The organism is Paraburkholderia sediminicola, from assembly GCF_046026895.1.
Lineage (GTDB): Bacteria > Pseudomonadota > Gammaproteobacteria > Burkholderiales > Burkholderiaceae > Paraburkholderia > Paraburkholderia sediminicola_C.
In genome coordinates, this window is record NZ_JAQQEU010000058.1 from 1 (window position 1) to 20,183 (window position 20,183).

The window sequence follows — 20,183 nt, forward strand, 5'->3', positions numbered from 1 at the left end:
ATTAATTTTCCTTTTAGGGCCCCCACGCCAGAATCGGGCGCTCGCCCGGACGCGCATTCGCCGAACCCGACGTCCGGCAAGTACCGCACCCCCGTTGCAGAGCGGCCCCGAGGATGGGCCCGTCCTCAGCGGGACAGCCCGACATGGGCCGGCCCGCATGGGCAGGCGCTTCGGATCAGCACTTCGGGCCAGCACTTCATCAGGACGCTCATGACACCAAACACCTCTGCCAGCCCCGCGCTGCCGGCCGACGAAAAAGTCTCCGCCTGGAGCCTGATCAAACCCTACTGGGTCTCCGAAGAACGCAAGACGGCGTGGAGTCTGCTCATCGCGATCATCGTGATGAACCTGCTCGTCGTGTGGATCAACGTGCGCCTGAACCGCTGGAGCGCCGACTTCTACAACGCGCTGCAAACCAAGAATGTGCACGACTTCCCGCACCTGCTGATGGTGTTCTCCGGACTCGCGTTCGGCTTCATCATCCTCGCGGTGTACGGGCGTTATCTGCGCCAGATGCTCGGTTTCCGCTGGCGCCAGTGGCTGACCACGCGCTACCTGAATGAATGGCTGCACGACAGCGCCTTCTACCGGATCGAACGCGACCGGCTCGCCGACAACCCCGACCAGCGGATCAGCGACGACCTGCAATCGTTCGCCACCACCACCCTGTCGCTGACGCTGGACCTGCTGTCCACGGTCGTCACACTGGTGTCGTTCATCACGATCCTGTGGTCGCTGGCCGGCGCGCTGAGCATCTCGCTCGGCGGCATGCCGCTGCAGATTCCCGGCTACATGGTGTGGGCCGCGGCGCTGTATGCGGTGGTCGGTTCGCTGATCATCCAGAAGGTCGGCCATCCGCTCGTGCCGATCAACTACCAGGCGCAGAAGGTCGAGGCCGATTTCCGTTTCGGCCTGATCCGTCTGCGCGAGAACGCCGAGCAGATCGCCTTCTACAACGGCATGGAAACCGAGAAGACGAATGCCCACTCGCTGTTCGGCCGCATCCGCGACAACTGGTGGCAGGTGATGAAGTACACCAAGCGGCTCACCTTCGTGCTGAGCTTCTATGGCCAGATCGCGATCATCTTTCCGCTGGTGGTCGCCGCGCCCCGCTATTTCGCCGGCGCTTTCACCTTCGGCGTGCTGATGCAGATTTCGAGCGCGTTCGGCACCGTCAGCGATTCGTTCTCGTGGTTCATCAACAGTTACGCGAGCCTCGTCGAATGGCGCGCCACGGTGAACCGGCTGCGCGAATTCAAGCGCGTCGTGCACGCGCCGCGCCTGAAGGAATCGGTGTCGCCGGCCACCGAGCATGGCGGCATCAATCTGCATTTCGTCGACTCCGATCAGCTTTCCACCGACGGCCTCAAACTCGCATTGCCGAACGGCAACCCGCTGTCCCGTATCCGCGATATCGCGATTCAGCCGGGCTCGCGCTGGCTGGTGCGCGGTCCGTCCGGCTCGGGCAAGAGCACGCTGATGCGCGCGCTCGCCGGCCTGTGGCCGTTCGGTGACGGTTCGATCGACGCGCCGGTCAACGCGCGCATGATGTTCATCCCGCAGGTCAGCTACATGCCGATCGGCACGCTCAAGGCGGCACTCGCCTATCCGTCCGCCGCCGACGCCTACAGCGACGACGAGTGCCGCGATGCGCTCGTCACCTGCCACCTGTCGGAGTACGCCGACCGTCTGAAGGAATCGGGACACTGGACGCGCATTCTGTCCCCGGGCGAACAGCAGCGTCTCGCCGCTGCGCGCGTGCTGCTGCACAAGCCCGACTACCTGTTCCTCGATGAAGCCACCAGCGCACTCGATGCAGAAAACGAAGCGCGTCTTTATCGGCTGTTCACGGAGCGACTGCCGAAGGCGGCGATTGTCAGCGTCGCGCATCGCGAATCGCTGGCTGCGTTCCACGACGAAACGCTCGACGTCGAACGCTCCGGCGAAGCCGTCGCGGCCTGAGGATGAGCGCCGGCGATAAACGCAACGCAAGCGGCGCCGGTCCCGAGCGCGTCGTGCTGATTACCGGCGCGGGTTCCGGCATCGGCGCGGCGCTCGCGCGGCGCCTCGCTGCGCCGGGCTCCGCACTGATGCTGCACGCACGTGGCGCCGACGCCGACGCCCGTCAGCGTCTCTCCGCAGTCGCCGCCGAGTGTGACGCGAAAGGCGCAAACTGCGCGACGGTGTTCGGCGATCTCGCCGAACGCGGCGCCGCCGAATACCTGGTCCACCAGACTCTCGCGAGCTTCGGCGCCCTCGACCAACTGGTCGCCAACGCCGGGCATGCGCAGCGTCAGACGCTCGCCGCGCTAGACGCCGACACGTTTGGCGCAGCGTTCGCCGCGATGCCGGCCGCGTTCGCTGCGCTCGTCAAACGTGCCACACCCGCATTGGAAACGTCGAAACGCGGCCGCGTGATTGCGCTGAGTTCGTTTGTCGCGCACCGCTATCGGGCGGATGCGCCGTTTGCCGCAACGGCGGCGGCGAAAGCGGCGCTCGAATCGCTGGCGAAAACCGCCGCCGCCGAACTCGCGCCGCATGGCGTGACGGTCAATTGCGTGGCGCCTGGGTACACCCGCAAAGATCGCGGGCCGAGTGCCGATAACGCATCGGTGTGGACCCGCGCCGCCGAAGCGACGCCGCTCGGCCACGTCGCCGAGCCCGCGGATGTCGCTGCGCTGATCGCGTTCCTGCTCTCCGACGAAGGCCGCCATATCACCGGCCAGGTGATTCACGTCGACGGCGGGCTGACGCTCGGCTGAGCGCGGCCCGGGCCCGCAGCGGGCCATCCGGCGCGACAACTGACGAGCCTCACGCGCGCCGATCCCATGCGCGAAACGCCGCCCGCATCGTCGAGAGGCGCACAGACACGCAACGACGCGCGACGCAGCCGCGCACTCATCACCCGCCACACGGCAACACAGCGCAAGTCCCTGAAACACGCGAGAAGAATTCGCAAGCATTTGCGAAGCGGCCAAGCTGTTCCGCCCTTTGAAAATGCCTGCCGGCAGCGACGATAGCCCTGCGGGCCGCACCACGTGTCGGCCCCACCGTCATTCACCGCTACTGGACTCTCCGCCCATGTCATTCGATCGCCGCTCTTATCCTTTGACCCAGCGCGCCGCGCTCGCTCTCGGCGCAGCCTTGCTGCTCGCGAGCGCCGCGCACGCAGCGCAAGCCACCTCGCCGGCCGAGCCTGCGGATGTTTGCCCCGCGCTCACGCACATCGTCGACGCCGCCGATTTCAAGCAGTTGCGCGCGCAACCCGCCGCGCAATTGCCGGGCCTCTCGAACGCCGACGACTGCCGCGCCAACACGCACGCCTACGATTGCCACTGGCGCGCGCACTGGCAAGCCGACGGCGTGGTCAACGATCCTCTCGAAGAAATCGGCGCCGACATCGCGGCGTGCTTCCCGAACATCGTGCACGACGTCAACACGCCGACGCGTCAGCATTTCATCGTGACCACCGCCGACCGGCGCGTCAGCGTCACGGCGAGCGTGCAAGGGCAAAACGAATTGCGCCTGCGCATCACGCGCTGAGCGTGGGCTTCATCGCCGCTGTCCGTTGCGAGCCGCCGCATCCCCTGACCTCCACCAGGCATCGTCTCATGACCTTCACGCCGAGCTCGCACGCTGACGCTTTCACGCGCCTCCCTCCTGGCGCGTGGGTCCGATTGCGCCGGCCCTGCGCGTGGCTGGCCGTCGCCGCGTCGCTGGCGTTCGGCCTGAACGGCTGCGCGTGGACGCTGATTCAGGCGGCCGACGCCACCGGTTCGGTGATTCAGGCCGGCTACGCGATCGCGGCGAACTATTCGTCACCGACCTTCGTCAATGGCCGGCCGGCCGACCTGCACCACGTCTGCATCGAGGTGAACCCGATGGTGTCGGTCGGCGATTTCGTGCCCGCACTGCAACTCGCGCTCGACCGGCGCGGCATTCGTTCGGATGTCTACAATCCGGGCACCTCGCCCGCCGGCTGCGAAGCGCGGCTCGTGTACAACGCCGCGATCGACTACGGGCGCCGTTCGTTCAGCGACGAATCGGTCCAGTACCTGTCGATCATCGATCTGACGCTGATCCAGGACGGCCGCATTCTCGTCACGGCCCGCTATCAGACCGGCGGCCTCAACACCGACCGCTTCTCGTCCGCGGCGACCAAGCTCAGCGGCCTGATCGACCGGATGGTGGTCGATCAGACCGACTTCGGGCGGCAACCGATGCAGACCATTCAAACGTCGCAGGCGAATTGAGCGCGCGCTCCTTGCGTCGTGGCTTGCGCCGTCTTACACGGGAAAGGATTCGAAAGCCTGGCGCGCTTTGCGGCGCCCGCGCGGATCACTAAGATGACCTGAATGAACCAAACCATTTTTGTCGTCGACGACGACGCCGTCGTTCGTGAGCTCGTCAGCGAATATCTGCAGGGGCGTGGCTTCAAAGTCGCCACGCTCGAGCACGGCATGGCGCTGCAGCGCAAACTGCAGGACGAGCGTCCCGCGCTGATCGTGCTCGACATCATGATGCCGGAGCTCGACGGCATCAGCGCGCTGCGCGCATTGCGCGTCGCCGGCGACGATATTCCCGTGATCCTGCTGACCGCGCGCGCCGATCCGATCGACCGCGTGATCGGACTCGAACTCGGCGCCGACGATTATCTCGGCAAGCCATTCGAACCGAGCGAGCTGGTCGCGCGGATTCGCACGGTGCTGCGCCGGCGCGGCGCGATTGCGCCGGGCGCGCCGGAGCAGCGTGCGCCGTACCATTTCGGGCGTTTCGAAGTGAATTTCCCGGCGCGCGAATTGCGCCGCGAGGGCGAGCGCATCTCGCTGCGTTCGAGCGAATTCGCGATGCTCAAGGTGTTCGTCACCCACGCGATGACCGTGCTCACACGCGCGCAGTTGCTGGAGAAATTGCACGGCAATAGCGAGGCGCATCGCAATCGCAGTCTGGACGTGTCGATCTGGCGTCTGCGCCGGCTGATCGAAGTGGACCCGTCCGAGCCGCGCTATGTGCAAACGGTGTGGGGACGCGGCTACGTCTTCGTGCCGGACGGCGAGATCGGCGCCGCCGAGCGCAGCGCGTCGCTGAGCTAACGCGGCGGGTGTGACCGGCAACGAGCGATGCAGGCGGTACGTCGCATCGCGCCGCCCGGCCTCAGAACGTCAGCACGCTGAGGAACATTCTCTGCAGCCAGCCCATCGTGGTGGAGTCGGACACCATGCCCACGCCGGCCTGCTCGATGCGCGCGTTCGCGACCTTGCTCGACGCCACGAAGTTACCCGCTTCGATATCCTTAGGATTGACGATGCCCGAGAGCCGCAAGCGGTCGCGGTTGCCGCTCATCGCGATCACCTTCTCGCCCGACACCACCAGGTTGCCGGTCGACATCGTGCCGATCACGGTGACGGCCAGCGTGCCGCTCATGCCGCTGACGTCGGTGAGACTGCCCTGCCCTTTGTATTCCGTGCTCGCCGAGCCGATGTTGAACAGCTTCGCGAGGCGCGCGGCGGCGTTGCTGGAGTGATCGGCGGCGTCGGCGGTGATGCTGCTCGCGCGGCTCGCCGCGGCGGTCGAGCTGTTGTTGCCGCTATACGATTCCGCGAGGCGGATCGTCAGCACATCGCCGATATGCTGGGCGCGCGGCGTTTCGTAAAGCAGCAGCGGCGTGCCCGCCTGATAGATCGCGCCTTGCGTGTTGACGTTCAGCGGCGCCGAGGCGAGCGGCGGCGCCATCGGCGTGTCGACGATCGAGTTCTGCTGATGGCTCGCGCAAGCCGCGAGGCAAACCGTGGCGGCTAGCGCGACAGTCAGACGTAGCGCGCTCATGCGTGCTCCTTGGCAGGGACAGGCCGGATCGGCTGGGTTCAAAATGGGTTGGGGGGGCGTGGCGCGCCACTCATCAGGTTTGCTCATCACCCCGCCTCGGCGCCGCTCGCCTGCCATTGCCGCACGACCGACTTCACCCACGCGTCCGAGCCCTTCAGCAGATACGTGAGCGTGCCGTTGCGGCTGCCTGGCAGAAAACACAACGTGATCGAGCTGACCGCGTTTTCCCACACATACATCGGCAGCGCGCCCGGCGACGACACGTTCCGCGTCGCGAGGCGCGGCGGCCCGTAGCGGTCCGCGAGCGCGTCGCGCAAATCCTCGGCAGTGATCTCGTCGATCACGAACGAAATCTCGTACAGATGCAGCGCGCTCTGCGCGTCGATGCGCGCGAAGCGCAGCACGTGCTCCAGCGCAGGCGCGCCGTCCACCACCGCTTGCGACAGCGCCCAGCGGTCGTTCTCGCGATGCGCCCAGCGGCACGCGACCGTCAGGCTGTCGCGCGATTTCAGCCGCATGCCGAGCGCGCCCGCCTGCACGTCGGTCTCGCAAACCGGCACGCTGCCGAGCGGCGTCGCGCGCACGGTCGAGCCGGCGCGGAATTCGTCGAGCGTGATGCCGAGCGCGACGCCGCGGAAAGCGAACGGCGCGTCCGGCGAGCGCCGGTGCGCGTCGCCGGATGCGTTGATCGATGCGGCGCTGGCCGCCTTTGCCTCGCGCGCGACGGGCTGCGCATGAGCGGCCACCGCAACGACGCCGCCCAAGAGCGCCAGCACGCAGGCAATCCGTATGAGAGTCATGATTCAGTCGATGGCGGAGGCACACATATCGAATGGCGTGGACGCGGCATGGCCGACGACCGGGATGATTTTCAGCGTGGCCGAAGTCAACCGGCACGGCAGCGCGGCGACGGCGCAGCCGCCCAGCGGCAGCAGCGCCGCGCCGAGCGTCAACCACGCAGCGACACGGATGAAGCGGTCGGAATTTCTCGAGGTCGACACACGAGCCTCGCCGGATCAGGCGGTCGTATTGACGTGATGGCCGACGAGCCCGGTCGGCAGCGACGGCCGCTCCGCGGTGGCGCCCTCCTGCGGCTGAACGATGCCGCCCGGCTTGCTGGTGGTCGCGGTTTTTTCCGCCGCCGGTGTGGACGCGTGCGAAGAGAATGGAGTGGAACTGAGGTTGCCTGAAATGGTCATGATGAGCCTCGTGTGGCGGTGGGTTTCGGTTTCACGCCGCCGGCCCGTGGCTCGACGCATCGAGGCGGTCTCCGGCAGGCGGCGCAACGTACTGCACGGCGAATCATCCCGCCGCACCCGCACTCGCGATGCACGAAGCAAAGCGCGCTTTCCGGCGGTTCTTACGAGCCATTCCGAGCGCTTGCCACCGCTTCCCATTGCGCGCCAGATATTTTTCCGCCGAGCGGCCGACCATCCGGCACGATTTCCGCGCGATGGCGCGCGAGGCCCAATGCAGCCGCGCTGAAATTTCCTGTGAGCCTTCAATGGCGGCCCTGAGCCGGGAGTCGGCCGAAGCGGCGCGGCGCATCGTAAGCATCGGTAAGAAAAGAGTCAGCCGCGCGCCGTGCGCGCCAGTCTAGAATTTCGCCATGAATCCACAGGTCCTTATCGTCGACGACGATCCGGTCGTACGCGATTTGCTATGCAAGTTTCTGCAATCGAACGGTTTCGACGCGTCCGTGCTGCACGACGGCACCCATCTCCAGCGCCGGCTAGAGCGTGAACGGCCATCGGTCGTCGTGCTCGACATCATGATGCCGAACACCGACGGCCTGCGCGCGCTCACCGCGCTGCGGGCCGCCGGCGACGACATCCCGGTGATTTTCGTGACCGCGCGCGGCACGGTGGCCGACCGCATCGTCGGCCTGTCGCTCGGCGCGGACGACTATCTGACCAAGCCGTTCGACCCGCGCGAACTGCTCGCGCGCATCCACACCGTGTTGCGCCGGCGCGGACCGAGCACCACCAGTGCGCCGGAAGCCCGCAAGCGCTATCGGTTCGGCCCGTTCGAACTCGACTTCGCGACCCGTTCGCTGTCGCGTGACGATACGAAGCTGCCGTTGCGCGACAGTGAATTCGCGCTCCTGAAGATCTTCGTGAACAACCCGTACAAGGTGTTGTCGCGCGTGCTGATTCACGATCTCGTGCATCGCGACAACCTCGCCTTCCGCGACCGCAGTCTCGACGTGCCGATCTGGCGCCTGCGCCGCGTGATCGAAGACGATCCGTCCAATCCCTGCTACGTGCAGACAGTGCGCGGCAAAGGCTACGTGTTCGTGCCCGACGCCGACGGCACACCCTTCTCCGGCGACGCCACGCCAGGCGCATGAAAAATCCGCTCAACACGCTGTTCGGCAGAATGGCGTTGCTGTCCGCAGTGGTGTTGTTCGCGATTCAGGCCGGCTGGTTCGTGCTGGTGGTGATGCAGCCGCCGCGTCATGAGGTCGACGGTTTCGCACGCGGGCTTCTGCTGGTGCTGCAAGCCGTCAACGGCGAGCCGATGAAGGGCGCCGCGCTCGCGCCCGCGATGCGCGTGCATCTCGTCCCCACCTGGAACATGCCGGCGAGCGTGCATCTGCACACGCCTACGATGCGTCCGCTCGTCCAACTGAGCCGGCAATTGCGCGAGAACCTGCCGCCCGGCACGCAGATCGCCGTCGACGACCTGCGCCCGCCGCAGCTTTGGGTGCTGTTCCCCGGCAAGTCGAACTGGGTGGTCGTGCCGGTCGACGTGCCGCCGCGCCCGCGTTTCGTTGTCGAAGGCGCGTCGATGCTGCTCGCCGCGCTGATCCTGTCGCTGTTCGCGGTGTGGCAGATGCAGCGGCCGCTGTCGCGCGTCGCCGACGCCGCGCGCGCGTTCGGCTCGGGCGGCAGGCCGGACCCGGTGACGGTGCAAGGCCCGCGCGAACTGCGCGATCTGATTGGTTCGTTCAACGACATGATGCGGCGCCTGAACGAAGCCGGCGACGATCAGGCGGTGATGCTGGCCGGCGTCGCGCACGATCTGAAAGCGCCGCTCACGCGCCTGAAGCTGCGCGCGAGCGTGCTGGTGGCGGAGAACGAGCGCGCGGGTCTGATCCGCGATGTCGATTCGCTGACCAACATCGTCCAGCAGTTCCTCGAATTCGCCGGACAGTCCGCCGACGCCGGGCCGCCGGTCGAAGTCGATGAGTTTTTACAGGAACAGTTTTCCTCCGGCGATAGCGCCGAAACGCCGCTGTTCACGCTCGATCTGCGCGCTGGGCCCACCTTCGCGCTGCCGCGCACGCTGCTCGACCGGCTGGTGACGAATCTAGTCGACAACGCGCTCGAGCACGGCACGCCGCCGGTGGAGATCGGCACCGCGCGCACCGACCGGCATTGGATCATCAGCGTGCGCGACCACGGCCCCGGCATTCCCGATGACCGCATCGCGGCCGCGATGAAGCCGTTCGTGCGGCTCGACGCCGCGCGCGGCGGCGAAGGCCATTGCGGCCTCGGCCTCGCGATCGTCGCGCGGCTCGCGCACGATCGCGGCGGACGTTGTCAGGTGGGCAATCACGCGCAAGGCGGACTGGAAGTGCGGATCGAATTGCCGGTCGACGCAACACCGGCGTAATGGAAGGCGGATCGGCCAACGGGGGCGCTTACGCGCCCTCACGGGATGGAATATCGGGACGGCCGCGGACTTATAGTCACGCCCGGCAATCTCGATGCCGCCCTTCTCCGTCCGCCCGGTTACTTTGGGGCGGACTTTTGTTACCTTGGGCTTGCGCTGCGGCGCGCTTCAGATCACGAGCCGGCTGCGCAACATGTCGATCGTCGTTTGCGCCATGCCGAGGCCGCGCGTCAGATAGTTCGCCATCGTGCCGTAGCTCGACTGCACCTGGTCGAAGCCGGCTTGCAGATAAGTCTCCTGAACTTCCAGCAAGGGCATCTGGGTCGTCACGGCGGCCTCGCCGTCCTGCGTGCGCAGTGTCTCGGTTTGCGCGTTGATCGACGCCACCAGATAAGTGTTGCTGAGCAGATAGTCCTGGGTGATCACGTCGAGCGGCACGTTGGCGATGCTGAGCAGCAGCGCCGCGACCCAGCCCGCGCGATCCTTACCCGCGTTTGAATGAAACAGCGGTGCGCCGGCGCCCTCGGCCAGATCCGTGAGCAGCGTGCCGTATGCGGCGCGCTGCGCGGCGCCGGTCACATACGCGCGCGCCTGTGATTCCATGAACGCGACGGCGGCGTCGGCCGTGTCCAGCACGGGCGTGACGAAGTCGTTGATGCCGAGCACGTTGAGCGTCTGCGCGGTCGCCCCGCCCGGCAGCACGTCGGCCGTTCGCGCGATTTCGCCCGGCGTGCGCAGATCGTAGACCGATGCGATGCCGAGTTTGTCGATCGACGCCTGGTCGGCGCTGCTCAGTGTCAGCACATTCGCGCGATAGAAAGCGCCACGGCGCACCCGCTTGCCGTCGACGGTCAGGTAGCCCGCGCCGACCCCCGCCAGGTCGCGGAAGTTGCTGACCGACGCGAGATGCGGCGTTTCCGGCAGATCGGCGTCGAGGTCGCCGCCGCATGCGGAAAGGAGCGCGCTGCCCAGACCGGACGCCAGCACCACGCTGGCGGAGCCCTTGAGGAAGCCCCGGCGCGACGCGGAAATGGTGTCGAGCGTGGGGTGGCTTGCCCTCGCGATCGGGCTCGCAAAGCGGCGGATTGGCGAGCGGGTTTTCGCGGTTGCATGCATGAGGCGTGGCTGGCGCGGACGTGGGAAGGTTGTTAGCAGCATCGACGCTGCGGCCGCAGTTTAACGGCGGCCAATATGTTTTGCGTTACATGGTAGTAGTTGGTAAGGGAACGCCCGCGCCGCGCTGGCCAGCGAGCGACGGGTCGAGCGGCCAACCGGTCGTGCAGGCATCTTTCAGCCCGGTTTCCACCCGTTTTCGCCTCTTGGCGGCGCTTATCGCCTCTTCCCGGCGCTTACCGCCGTTCGCCAATTTTGACCACACCTGGCCGCACGACGCCGCATCCCCGTAGAATACGGACACCTTTCCAAAAAGCCCCGCAGGCAGAAAGACCTGGAGACCACAACACAACATGGCTTCTGTCCAATGGTTCGCCGAGCTGTCCACGCGCGAGCGCCGCACGCTTTACGCCGGTTTCGGCGGCTACGCAGTCGATGCCTTCGACTTCATGATCTACTCGTTCCTCATTCCGACGCTGATCGCGACTTGGGGGATGAGCAAAAGCGAAGCGGGCCTGATCGCTACCAGTTCGCTGATCTCGTCGGCGCTAGGTGGCTGGCTTGCCGGCATTCTCGCCGACCGCCATGGCCGCATCCGCGTGCTGCAATGGACCATCGCCACTTTCGCGATCTTCACCTTTCTGTCGGGCTTCACGCAGTCGTTCTGGCAACTGCTCGCCACGCGCACGCTGCAAGGTATCGGCTTCGGCGGTGAATGGTCGGTCGTGACGATCATGATGGCCGAAACCATCCGCTCGCCGCAGCATCGCGCGAAAGCCGTCGGCACCGTGCAGAGCAGCTGGTCGTTCGGCTGGGCGGCGGCGGCCATCGTCTATTGGGCGGCCTTCGCGCTGCTGCCGGAACAGTACGCATGGCGCGCGTGCTTCTGGGTCGGCCTGTTACCCGCGGCGTGGATCATCTATATCCGCCGCAACGTGAGCGATCCGGAGATCTACCTCGAAACGCGCCGCGCGCGCGAACGCGGCTTCGACACCTCGCACTTCATGCAGATCTTCTCAGCCGCGCATGTGAGGACCACGCTGCTCGGCAGCGCACTGTGCACCGGCATGCTCGGCGGCTATTACGCGATCACCACGTGGCTGCCGCCTATCTGAAGACCGTGCGCCATCTGTCGGTGTTCAACACCAGTGGTTATCTGATCGTGCTGATCGTGGGGTCGTTCACCGGCTATATCGTCGGCGCGATTCTGTGCGACAGGATCGGCCGGCGCGCGTCGTTCGTGCTGTTCGCGATTGGCTCGTTCGTGCTGGGCATGGTCTACACGATGCTGCCGATCACCGACATGATGATGCTCGCGCTCGGCTTTCCGCTCGGGATCGTCGTGCAAGGGATCTTCGCGGGCGTGGGCGCTTATCTGTCGGAGCTCTATCCAAACGAGATACGCGGATCGGGCCAGGGCTTCTGCTACAACCTGGGGCGCGGGCTCGGCTCGTTCTTTCCGATTCTGGTCGGCACACTGTCGCAGTCCATGGCGCTCGTGAAGGCGATGGGCATCGTGGCCGGCTCGGGCTATCTGCTCGTGATCGTCGCCGCGCTGTGTCTGCCGGAGACCAAGGGCAAAGTGCTCGGCACGGCCCGCTCCGCAGCCTGAGTTCGCAGCACATACCCATGAAAACAATCGTACTCGGCGGCGGCGTGATCGGCGTCGCCAGCGCCTATTACCTGTGCCAGCACGGCTGCGATGTCACGGTGATCGAGCGCGAACCCGACGTCGCGCTCTCCACGAGTTTCGGCAACGCCGGTGTGATCGCACCGGGCTACGTGACGCCGTGGGCGGCGCCGGGCATGCCCGCGAAGATTCTCAAATACCTGTTCAAGCCGGCCTCGCCGCTGATCTTCCGCCCCACGTTCGATCCCGCTCAATGGCGCTGGATCGCGCGCTGGCTGCGCGAATGCGAGCTCGAGCGTTTTCGCGTCAACAAGCAGCGGATGCAGCGCATCGCTTACTACAGCCGCGAATGCCTGCACGAGTTTCGCGGCCGCCATCCGTTCGATTACGGTCGCAGCCAGGGTTATCTGCAACTGTTCCGCAGCGAGTATGATGTCGAGCTCGCGCAACCGGCGCTCGCGGTGTTGCGCGATGCGGGCATCGTGCATCGGGAAGTCAGCGCCGCGCAGTGCGTCGAGATCGAACCGGGCTTGCGTTGGGCGCGTCAGGCGCCGCTCTCCGGCCTCTATCTGCCCAACGACGAAGCCGGCGATTGCGCCCGCTTCACTCGCGAACTGCGCGCAATCTGCGAGCGCAATGGCGTGTGCTTTCGCTTCGACACCCGCGTCGCGTCGCTGGATGTGCAAGGGGGTGCGGCGCGCGGTGTGCGTATCGAAAGCGAGCGCGGTCACGAGACATTGCCAGCCGATGCGGTGGTGGTGGCGCTCGGCGTGGATAGCGCGCCGCTGCTGGCAGCGCTCGGCGTAAAAGTGCCGCTCTATCCGGTAAAGGGCTATTCGGCGACGCTGCCCATCACCGACGAAGAGAAAGCGCCACGCGCCGCGCTGATGGACGAGTCGCTGAAAACAGCGATCACCCGCTTCGGCAACAACTTGCGGGTGGCGGGCACGGCGGAACTGGGCAATCGCCAAACCACCTTGCGCGAGCAGGCGCTGCAAACGTTGATGAAAGTACTTGCCGACTGGTTCCCGTACGCGGCCAATCCCACGTCCGCGCAGTTCTGGGTCGGCCGCCGTCCGATGACACCCGATGGTGCACCGCTGCTCGGCCCATCGGGCGTGGACAATCTGTGGCTGAACCTCGGGCACGGCTCGACGGGCTGGACGATGTCGATGGGCTCGGGGCGCGTGGTCGCGGATCTGATCGTGCAGCGCAAGCCGGAGATCGATCTCGAAGGGCTGACGTTGGCGCGGTATCGGAAGTAACGGCGTGCTTGCGCCACGCACGCGATCCGCCGGACGGTAAAAAGCCGGGTCCACCCTCTCGGGTGGCCCGGCTTTGTTTTTCACCGCTTCGATGTACTGCTTATGTGCCGCTTATGTGCCGATCTGCGGCACATTGTCGTCTCCACCTCTTCCTGCAAGCAGTGACCGGCTTCCGCGCGTCACGCCGCACCACGGCGCAATCAACGGGCGCAACCGGCCGGAGACGTTTTAGCGCGGCAGTTCCGAATGACCCGTCAGGAACGCATCGACCGAACGTGCGCACTGACGGCCTTCACGGATCGCCCACACCACCAGCGACTGGCCGCGACGCATATCGCCCGCGGTGAACACCTTGTCCACCGAGGTGTAATACGCCTTGTCGCCTTCGGTCGACGCGCGCACGTTGCCGCGCGCATCCTTGTCGACGCCGAACGCTTCGAGCACCGGCGACGCCGGCTGCGTGAAGCCCATTGCGAGCAGCACCAGATCGGCCTTCATTTCGAATTCCGAGTTCGGCACTTCCTGCATCTTGCCGTCCTTCCATTCGACACGCGCCGCGATCAGCTTCTCGACCTTGCCGTTCTTGCCTTCGAGGCGCTTGGTCGCAACTGACCAGTCGCGCTCGCAGCCTTCGTCATGCGACGACGACGTGCGCAATTTGATCGGCCAGTACGGCCATACGAGCGGCTTGTTCTCTTCTTCCGGCGGTTGCGGCAGCAGTTCGAATTGCGTGACGCTCTTCGCGCCGTGACGGTTCGACGTGCCCACGCAGTCCGAACCCGTATCGCCGCCGCCGATCACGACCACATGCTTGCCCTTCGCGAGCAACTGGTTCTGCACCTTGTCGCCTGCGTTGACCTTGTTCTGCTGCGGCAGGAAGTCCATCGCGTAGTGGACGCCTTCCAGTTCGCGGCCCGGCACCGGCAGATCGCGCGGCGTTTCCGAACCGCCGGCGATCACCACCGCGTCGAACTGTTCCTTCAGTTCGGCCGGCGTGATGGTTTCCTTCGCTGTGTTGCCGATGTACGCCGGCAGCGAACCTTCCTTGCCGATGAACACGTTGGCGCGGAACGTCACACCTTCGGCTTCCATCTGGCGCATGCGGCGGTCGATCAGCCACTTTTCCAGCTTGAAGTCAGGAATGCCGTAACGCAGCAGGCCGCCGATGCGGTCGTTCTTCTCGAACACCGTGACATCGTGCCCCGTGCGCGCGAGTTGCTGCGCGGCGGCCAGACCGGCGGGGCCGGAACCGACCACGGCGACCTTCTTGCCGGTCTTGTGCTTCGGCGGTTGCGGTGCCACCCAGCCTTCGGCCCAGGCTTTATCGATGATCGCGTGCTCGATCGACTTGATGCCGACCGGGTCGTCGTTGATGCCGAGCGTGCATGCTGCTTCGCACGGCGCCGGGCAGATGCGGCCCGTGAATTCCGGAAAGTTGTTCGTGGAGTGCAGCACTTCGATCGCGTTCTTCCAGTCCTGATGAAACACCAGGTCGTTGAAGTCCGGGATGATGTTGTTCACCGGGCAGCCGTTGTTGCAGAACGGAATGCCGCAGTCCATGCAACGCGCGCCTTGAATCTTCGCTTCGTCGTCGGTCAGGGCCGCGACGAATTCCTTGTAGTGCTTCACACGCGTGAGCGGAGCTTCGTACGCCTCGTGGCGGCGTTCGAACTCGAGAAAACCGGTTGCCTTGCCCATGTGGTTCTCTTCTCTATCTGTATCAGGTGGGGTGATCTACACCCGCCGCGCGTCGAATCATCGAGCGGCGGCGGGTACGGCTAAATGTGACGTCTGCGGGCGACGCAGCCGGTTGGCTGCGCCTGGTCCGTCAAGTCTGGTCTGTCAGGCGGCGAGCACTTCCTTGTTCGCCTTCTTCGCAGCCAGCTCGCCCAGCGCGCGCTTGTATTCGGTCGGGAACACCTTCACGAATTGACGGCGCGACGCATCCCAGTTTTCGAGCAGCGCTTTGGCACGCGGCGAACCGGTGAACTGGAAGTGACGCTCGATTAGGCCCTTGAGCAGCGCTTCGTCGGTTGTCGCGCAGTGCCACAGGCCCTTGTCGACCGTGCGTTCCTGTTCGGCCTGTTGCAAGACCGGATCGAGCGCGACCATCGACTTGTTGCACTTGCTCGCGAACGCGCCGTCCGGATCGAACACATACGCGATGCCGCCCGACATGCCGGCCGCGAAGTTACGGCCCGTTTCGCCGAGCACGATCACCGTGCCGCCCGTCATGTATTCGCAACCGTGGTCGCCCGTGCCTTCGACAACCGCCGTCGCGCCCGAGTTACGCACACAGAACCGCTCGCCCGCAACGCCGCGGAAGAATGCTTCGCCTTCGATCGCGCCGTACATCACCGTGTTGCCGCAGATGATGTTCTCTTCCGACTTGCCGCGGAAATCGTTGGTCGGACGGATGATGATGCGGCCGCCCGACAGGCCCTTGCCCACGTAGTCGTTGCCGTCGCCGACCAGATCCAGCGTGACGCCCTTCGCGAGGAACGCGCCGAAGCTCTGACCCGCGGTGCCCTTCAACTGGATGTGAATCGAGTCGTCGGCGAGGCCGTCGTGGCCGTACTTCTTCGCGATCGCGCCGGACAGCATCGCGCCGACCGTGCGGTTCACGTTGCGCACCGGCTGGATGAACGAAACGTGCTCGCCCTTCTCGATCGCCGCCTTCGCCTTCTCGATCAGCGTGTGGTCGAGTGCCTTGTCGAGGCCGTGGTCCTGCGCGTCCACGTGCTTGCGCGCCACTTCAGCCGGCACTTGCGGCAGATAGAACACGCGCGAGAAGTCGAGACCCTTCGCCTTCCAGTGCTCGATGCCCTTCTTCGTATCCAGCAGTTCGGCGCGGCCGATCAGGTCGTCGAACTTGCGAATGCCGAGTTGCGCCATGATCTCGCGCGCTTCCTCCGCCACGAAGAAGAAGAAGTTCACGACGTGTTCCGGCTGGCCATTGAACTTCGCACGCAGCACCGGATCTTGCGTCGCGACGCCGACCGGGCAGGTATTCAGATGGCATTTGCGCATCATGATGCAGCCTTCGACGACGAGCGGCGCCGTCGCGAAGCCGAACTCGTCCGCGCCGAGCAGCGCGCCGATCACGACATCGCGGCCGGTCTTCATCTGGCCGTCGGCCTGCACGCGGATACGGCCGCGCAACCGGTTCAGCACCAGCGTCTGCTGCGTTTCGGCGAGACCCAGTTCCCACGGCGTGCCGGCGTGCTTGATCGACGACAGCGGCGATGCGCCCGTGCCGCCGTCATGGCCCGCGATCACGACGTGATCGGCCTTCGCCTTCGCGACACCCGCCGCAACCGTGCCCACGCCCGATTCCGACACCAGCTTCACCGACACGCTAGCCGCCGAGTTGGCGTTTTTCAGGTCGTGAATCAGTTGCGCCAGATCTTCGATCGAGTAGATGTCGTGGTGCGGCGGCGGCGAAATCAGGCCGACGCCCGGCACCGAGTAACGCAGTTTACCGATGTAGTCCGACACCTTGTGGCCCGGCAATTGACCGCCTTCGCCCGGCTTCGCGCCCTGCGCCATCTTGATCTGGATCTGATCGGCCGACGCGAGGTATTCCGCCGTCACGCCGAAGCGGCCCGACGCCACCTGCTTGATCCGCGAGCGCAGCGAATCGCCGTCCTTCAGCGGAATGTCGACGACCACTTCGTCGCCTATCACCGACTTCATCGTGTCGCCGTTCTTGATTGGAATGCCGCGCAGTTCGTTGCGATAACGGTTCGCGTCCTCGCCGCCTTCGCCGGTGTTCGACTTGCCGCCAATGCGGTTCATCGCCACCGCCAGCGTGGCGTGCGCTTCAGTGCTGATCGAGCCCATCGACATTGCGCCGGTCGCGAAGCGCTTGACGATTTCCTTCGCCGATTCGACTTCGTCGAGTGGAATCGCCTTGGTCGGATCGAACTTGAATTCGAACAGACCGCGGAACGTCATGTGACGCTTGGTCTGATCGTTGATCAGATGCGCGTATTCCTTGTACGTCTGGTACGAGTTGCTGCGCGCCGAGTGTTGCAGCTTGGCGATCGCATCCGGAGTCCACATGTGTTCTTCGCCGCGCACGCGGTACGCATACTCGCCGCCCGCGTCCAGCATGTTCGCGAGGATCGGGTTGTCGCCGAACGCGTCGCGATGCAGACGGATCGCTTCTTCCGCGACGTCGAACAGACCAATGCCGCCGACCTTCGACGACGTGCCCTTGAAGTACTTCTGCACGAGGTCTTCAGCCAGGCCGACCGCTTCGAAAATTTGCGCGCCGGTGTACGACATGTAGGTCGAAATGCCCATCTTCGACATGACCTTCTGCAAGCCCTTGCCGACTGCCTTGGTGAAGTTGTAGACCGCCTTCTCCGCCGACAGGTCGCCCTTCAGGCCGGCCGCGAGCTGGCCGAGCGTTTCCATTGCGAGGTACGGGTGCACGGCTTCGGCGCCGTAGCCCGCGAGCAGCGCGAAGTGGTGCGTTTCACGCGCCGAGCCGGTTTCGACGACCAGACCCGTGCTCGTGCGCAGACCTTGCTGCACGAGGTGCGTGTGAATCGCGGCGGTGGCGAGCAGCGCCGGAATCGCGACGTTGTCGCGGTCGGTCTTGCGGTCCGACACGATCAGCATGTTGTAGCCGGACCTGACTGCATCGACGGCTTCCGCACACAGCGACGCGAGGCGCGCTTCGATGCCTTCCTTGCCCCAGGCCACCGGATAGCAGATGTTCAGTTCATACGAGCTGAACTTGCCGCCCGTGTACTGATCGATCGCGCGGATCTTTGCGATGTCCTTGAAGTCGAGCACCGGCTGCGACACTTCGAGACGCATCGGCGGGTTGATGTTGTTCGTGTCCAGCAGGTTCGGCTTCGGACCGATGAACGACACCAGCGACATCACCATGTTTTCGCGGATCGGGTCGATCGGCGGGTTCGTCACCTGGGCGAACAGTTGCTTGAAGTAGTGATAGAGCGTCTTGTTCTTGTTGGACATGACCGCCAGCGGCGAGTCGTTGCCCATCGAACCGACCGCTTCTTCACCGGCTTGCGCCATCGGCGCCATCAGGAACTTGAGGTCTTCCTGCGTGTAGCCGAACGCCTGCTGACGATCCAGCAAAGCAGCGGCTTCGCGGCGTTCCGTCGCGACGTCCTCGGCGTTCGGCTCGATCTCGTCGAGCTTGATCCGGACCGCGTCGATCCAGCTCTTGTACGGCTTTGCGTTCGCGAGGTTGTCCTTGAGTTCCTTGTCGTCGATGATGCGGCCGTGTTCCATGTCGATCAGGAACATCTTGCCCGGCTGCAGACGCCACTTCTTGACGATCTTCGACTCGGGGATCGGCAGCGTGCCCGCTTCCGACGCCATGATGACCAGGTCGTCGTCGGTAACGACGTAGCGCGCCGGACGCAGACCGTTACGGTCGAGCGTCGCGCCGATCTGCCGGCCGTCGGTGAACGCGATCGCAGCGGGGCCGTCCCACGGCTCCATCATCGCGGCGTGGTATTCGTAGAACGCCCGGCGGTTGTCGTCCATCAGCGTGTGCTGTTCCCAGGCTTCCGGGATCATCATCATCATTGCGTGGACGAGCGGGTAGCCGGCCATCACCAGCAGTTCGAGACAGTTGTCGAACGACGCGGTGTCCGATTGGCCCGGATAGATGAGCGGCCACAGTTTCGGCAGATCGTCGCCGAGCACGTGGCTCGCGATCGCGCCGGTACGGGCGTTCAGCCAGTTGACGTTGCCCTTCACCGTGTTGATTTCGCCGTTGTGGGCGATCATGCGGTACGGGTGAGCCAGTTCCCACGCCGGGAACGTGTTGGTCGAGAAGCGCTGGTGCACCAGCGCCAGCGCCGAGACGGTGCGCTCGTCCTGCAGGTCGCGGTAATACACACCGACCTGGCCGGCCAGCAGCAGGCCCTTGTAGACCACCGTGCGCGCCGACATGGAGGGGACGAAGTATTCCTTGCCGTGCTTGAGCTTGAGCGCCTGGATGCGGTGGCTCGCGGTCTTGCGGATCACGTACAGCTTCCGCTCGAGCGCGTCGGTCACCATGATGTCCTTGCCACGTCCGATGAAGATCTGGCGGATCAGCGGCTCGCTCGCCTTCACGGTGGGCGAAATCGGCATCGTGTGGTCGACCGGCACGTCGCGCCAGCCCAGCACGACCTGGCCTTCGGCCTTCACCGTGCGCTCCAGTTCCTGCTCGCAGGCGAGGCGCGATGCGTGTTCCTTCGGCAGGAACACCATGCCGACGCCATATTCGCCGTTCGGCGGCAGCGTCACGCCCTGCTTGGCCATTTCATCGCGATAGAAGCCGTCCGGGATCTGGATCAGGATGCCCGCGCCGTCACCCATCAGCGGATCGGCGCCCACAGCGCCCCGGTGGTCGAGGTTCTCGAGAATCTTCAGCCCTTGCTGGATGATCTCGTGGCTTTTCTTGCCCTTGATGTGAGCGACGAAGCCGACGCCGCAGGCGTCATGTTCGTTTTGCGGGTCGTACAGACCTTGCGCGGCGGGAACCGGGTGGATCGGTTGCTGGTGGTCGTTCATGGGGACACCGTCTGTGAGGGGCCGGACAGGCCGTTAAACCGTTTTTCTATTGCCGCAGTTTGCGTTGCAACCGCGACGGCGTTTGCGAGCGGCGCGCTGCGCGTATCAAAAACGCCGGAATTCGGAATATACGCGACGAATCAATGGAATAGCAAATAAAACGTCGTGATCAGACCCCGATTATC

The 20,183-nt window shown here is 65.1% G+C and carries 15 protein-coding genes and 1 pseudogene; 9 read left to right on the plus strand and 7 right to left on the minus strand.

Annotated features, from left to right (window positions below):
* Positions 1-210: 210 nt before the first annotated feature.
* From PQR02_RS29425 to PQR02_RS29445, 5 genes are all read left to right on the plus strand, one after another.
* Positions 211-1,962: an ABC transporter ATP-binding protein/permease gene (locus PQR02_RS29425; protein WP_408239821.1), complete on the plus strand. Its 1,752-nt coding sequence runs from the start codon at positions 211-213 to the stop codon at positions 1,960-1,962.
* Positions 1,963-1,964: 2 nt separating this feature from the next.
* A complete protein-coding gene (locus tag PQR02_RS29430) occupies positions 1,965-2,762 on the plus strand; it encodes an SDR family NAD(P)-dependent oxidoreductase (protein ID WP_408239823.1) in 798 nt (265 codons plus the stop codon).
* A gap of 319 nt (positions 2,763-3,081) precedes the next feature.
* A complete protein-coding gene (locus PQR02_RS29435) occupies positions 3,082-3,543 on the plus strand; it encodes a hypothetical protein (RefSeq protein ID WP_408239825.1) in 462 nt (153 codons plus the stop codon).
* A gap of 68 nt (positions 3,544-3,611) precedes the next feature.
* Complete coding sequence (locus PQR02_RS29440) at positions 3,612-4,253, plus strand: hypothetical protein (RefSeq protein WP_408239828.1); 642 nt, start codon at positions 3,612-3,614, stop codon at positions 4,251-4,253.
* 102 nt (positions 4,254-4,355) lie between these two features.
* The gene (locus PQR02_RS29445) at positions 4,356-5,093 is read left to right on the plus strand and encodes a response regulator (RefSeq protein ID WP_408239831.1); all 738 of its coding nucleotides are present in this window, start codon (positions 4,356-4,358) and stop codon (positions 5,091-5,093) included.
* Positions 5,094-5,154: 61 nt separating this feature from the next.
* On the opposite strand, the gene PQR02_RS29450 is transcribed toward PQR02_RS29445, so the two are convergent.
* From PQR02_RS29450 to PQR02_RS29465, 4 genes are all read right to left on the minus strand, one after another.
* Entirely contained in the window at positions 5,155-5,826 is a 672-nt protein-coding gene (locus PQR02_RS29450) for a flagellar basal body L-ring protein FlgH (protein WP_408239834.1), read from the minus strand.
* 86 nt (positions 5,827-5,912) lie between these two features.
* A complete protein-coding gene (locus PQR02_RS29455) occupies positions 5,913-6,626 on the minus strand; it encodes a hypothetical protein (protein ID WP_408239837.1) in 714 nt (237 codons plus the stop codon).
* 3 nt (positions 6,627-6,629) lie between these two features.
* Positions 6,630-6,797, minus strand: coding sequence for a DUF6726 family protein (locus tag PQR02_RS29460; RefSeq protein WP_342802415.1), 168 nt, complete (start codon positions 6,795-6,797; stop codon positions 6,630-6,632).
* A 45-nt stretch (positions 6,798-6,842) separates the two neighbouring features.
* Positions 6,843-7,025: a hypothetical protein gene (locus tag PQR02_RS29465; RefSeq protein ID WP_408239840.1), complete on the minus strand. Its 183-nt coding sequence runs from the start codon at positions 7,023-7,025 to the stop codon at positions 6,843-6,845.
* Between the two features lie 410 nt (positions 7,026-7,435).
* Here PQR02_RS29465 and PQR02_RS29470 point away from each other — a divergent pair, with 410 nt between their 5' ends.
* Together PQR02_RS29470 and PQR02_RS29475 are read left to right on the plus strand one after the other, a co-directional pair.
* Positions 7,436-8,176, plus strand: a complete 741-nt coding sequence (locus PQR02_RS29470; RefSeq protein ID WP_408239842.1) for a response regulator — start codon at positions 7,436-7,438, stop codon at positions 8,174-8,176.
* On the plus strand, positions 8,173-9,444 hold the full coding sequence (locus PQR02_RS29475) for an ATP-binding protein (RefSeq protein ID WP_408239845.1): 1,272 nt from the start codon (positions 8,173-8,175) through the stop codon (positions 9,442-9,444). The genes PQR02_RS29470 and PQR02_RS29475 overlap by 4 nt, the downstream gene beginning before the upstream one ends.
* Before the next feature lie 168 nt (positions 9,445-9,612).
* Here the strand turns inward: PQR02_RS29475 and PQR02_RS29480 are convergent, their stop codons facing one another.
* Positions 9,613-10,560 carry a tyrosine-protein phosphatase gene (locus tag PQR02_RS29480; RefSeq protein WP_408239848.1) on the minus strand — a complete coding sequence of 316 codons (948 nt, stop codon included), beginning with the start codon at positions 10,558-10,560 and terminating at the stop codon, positions 9,613-9,615.
* A gap of 350 nt (positions 10,561-10,910) precedes the next feature.
* Here PQR02_RS29480 and PQR02_RS29485 point away from each other — a divergent pair.
* Positions 10,911-12,169 (plus strand): annotated as a pseudogene (locus tag PQR02_RS29485) (MFS transporter).
* Positions 12,170-12,186: 17 nt separating this feature from the next.
* A complete protein-coding gene (locus tag PQR02_RS29490; protein WP_408239851.1) occupies positions 12,187-13,452 on the plus strand; it encodes a D-amino acid dehydrogenase in 1,266 nt (421 codons plus the stop codon).
* A 228-nt stretch (positions 13,453-13,680) separates the two neighbouring features.
* Here the strand turns inward: PQR02_RS29490 and PQR02_RS29495 are convergent, their stop codons facing one another.
* Positions 13,681-15,150, minus strand: a complete 1,470-nt coding sequence (locus PQR02_RS29495) for a glutamate synthase subunit beta (protein WP_408239854.1) — start codon at positions 15,148-15,150, stop codon at positions 13,681-13,683.
* A gap of 144 nt (positions 15,151-15,294) precedes the next feature.
* Positions 15,295-19,998: a glutamate synthase-related protein gene (locus tag PQR02_RS29500; RefSeq protein WP_408239857.1), complete on the minus strand. Its 4,704-nt coding sequence runs from the start codon at positions 19,996-19,998 to the stop codon at positions 15,295-15,297.
* Between the last annotated feature and the right edge of the window lie 185 nt (positions 19,999-20,183).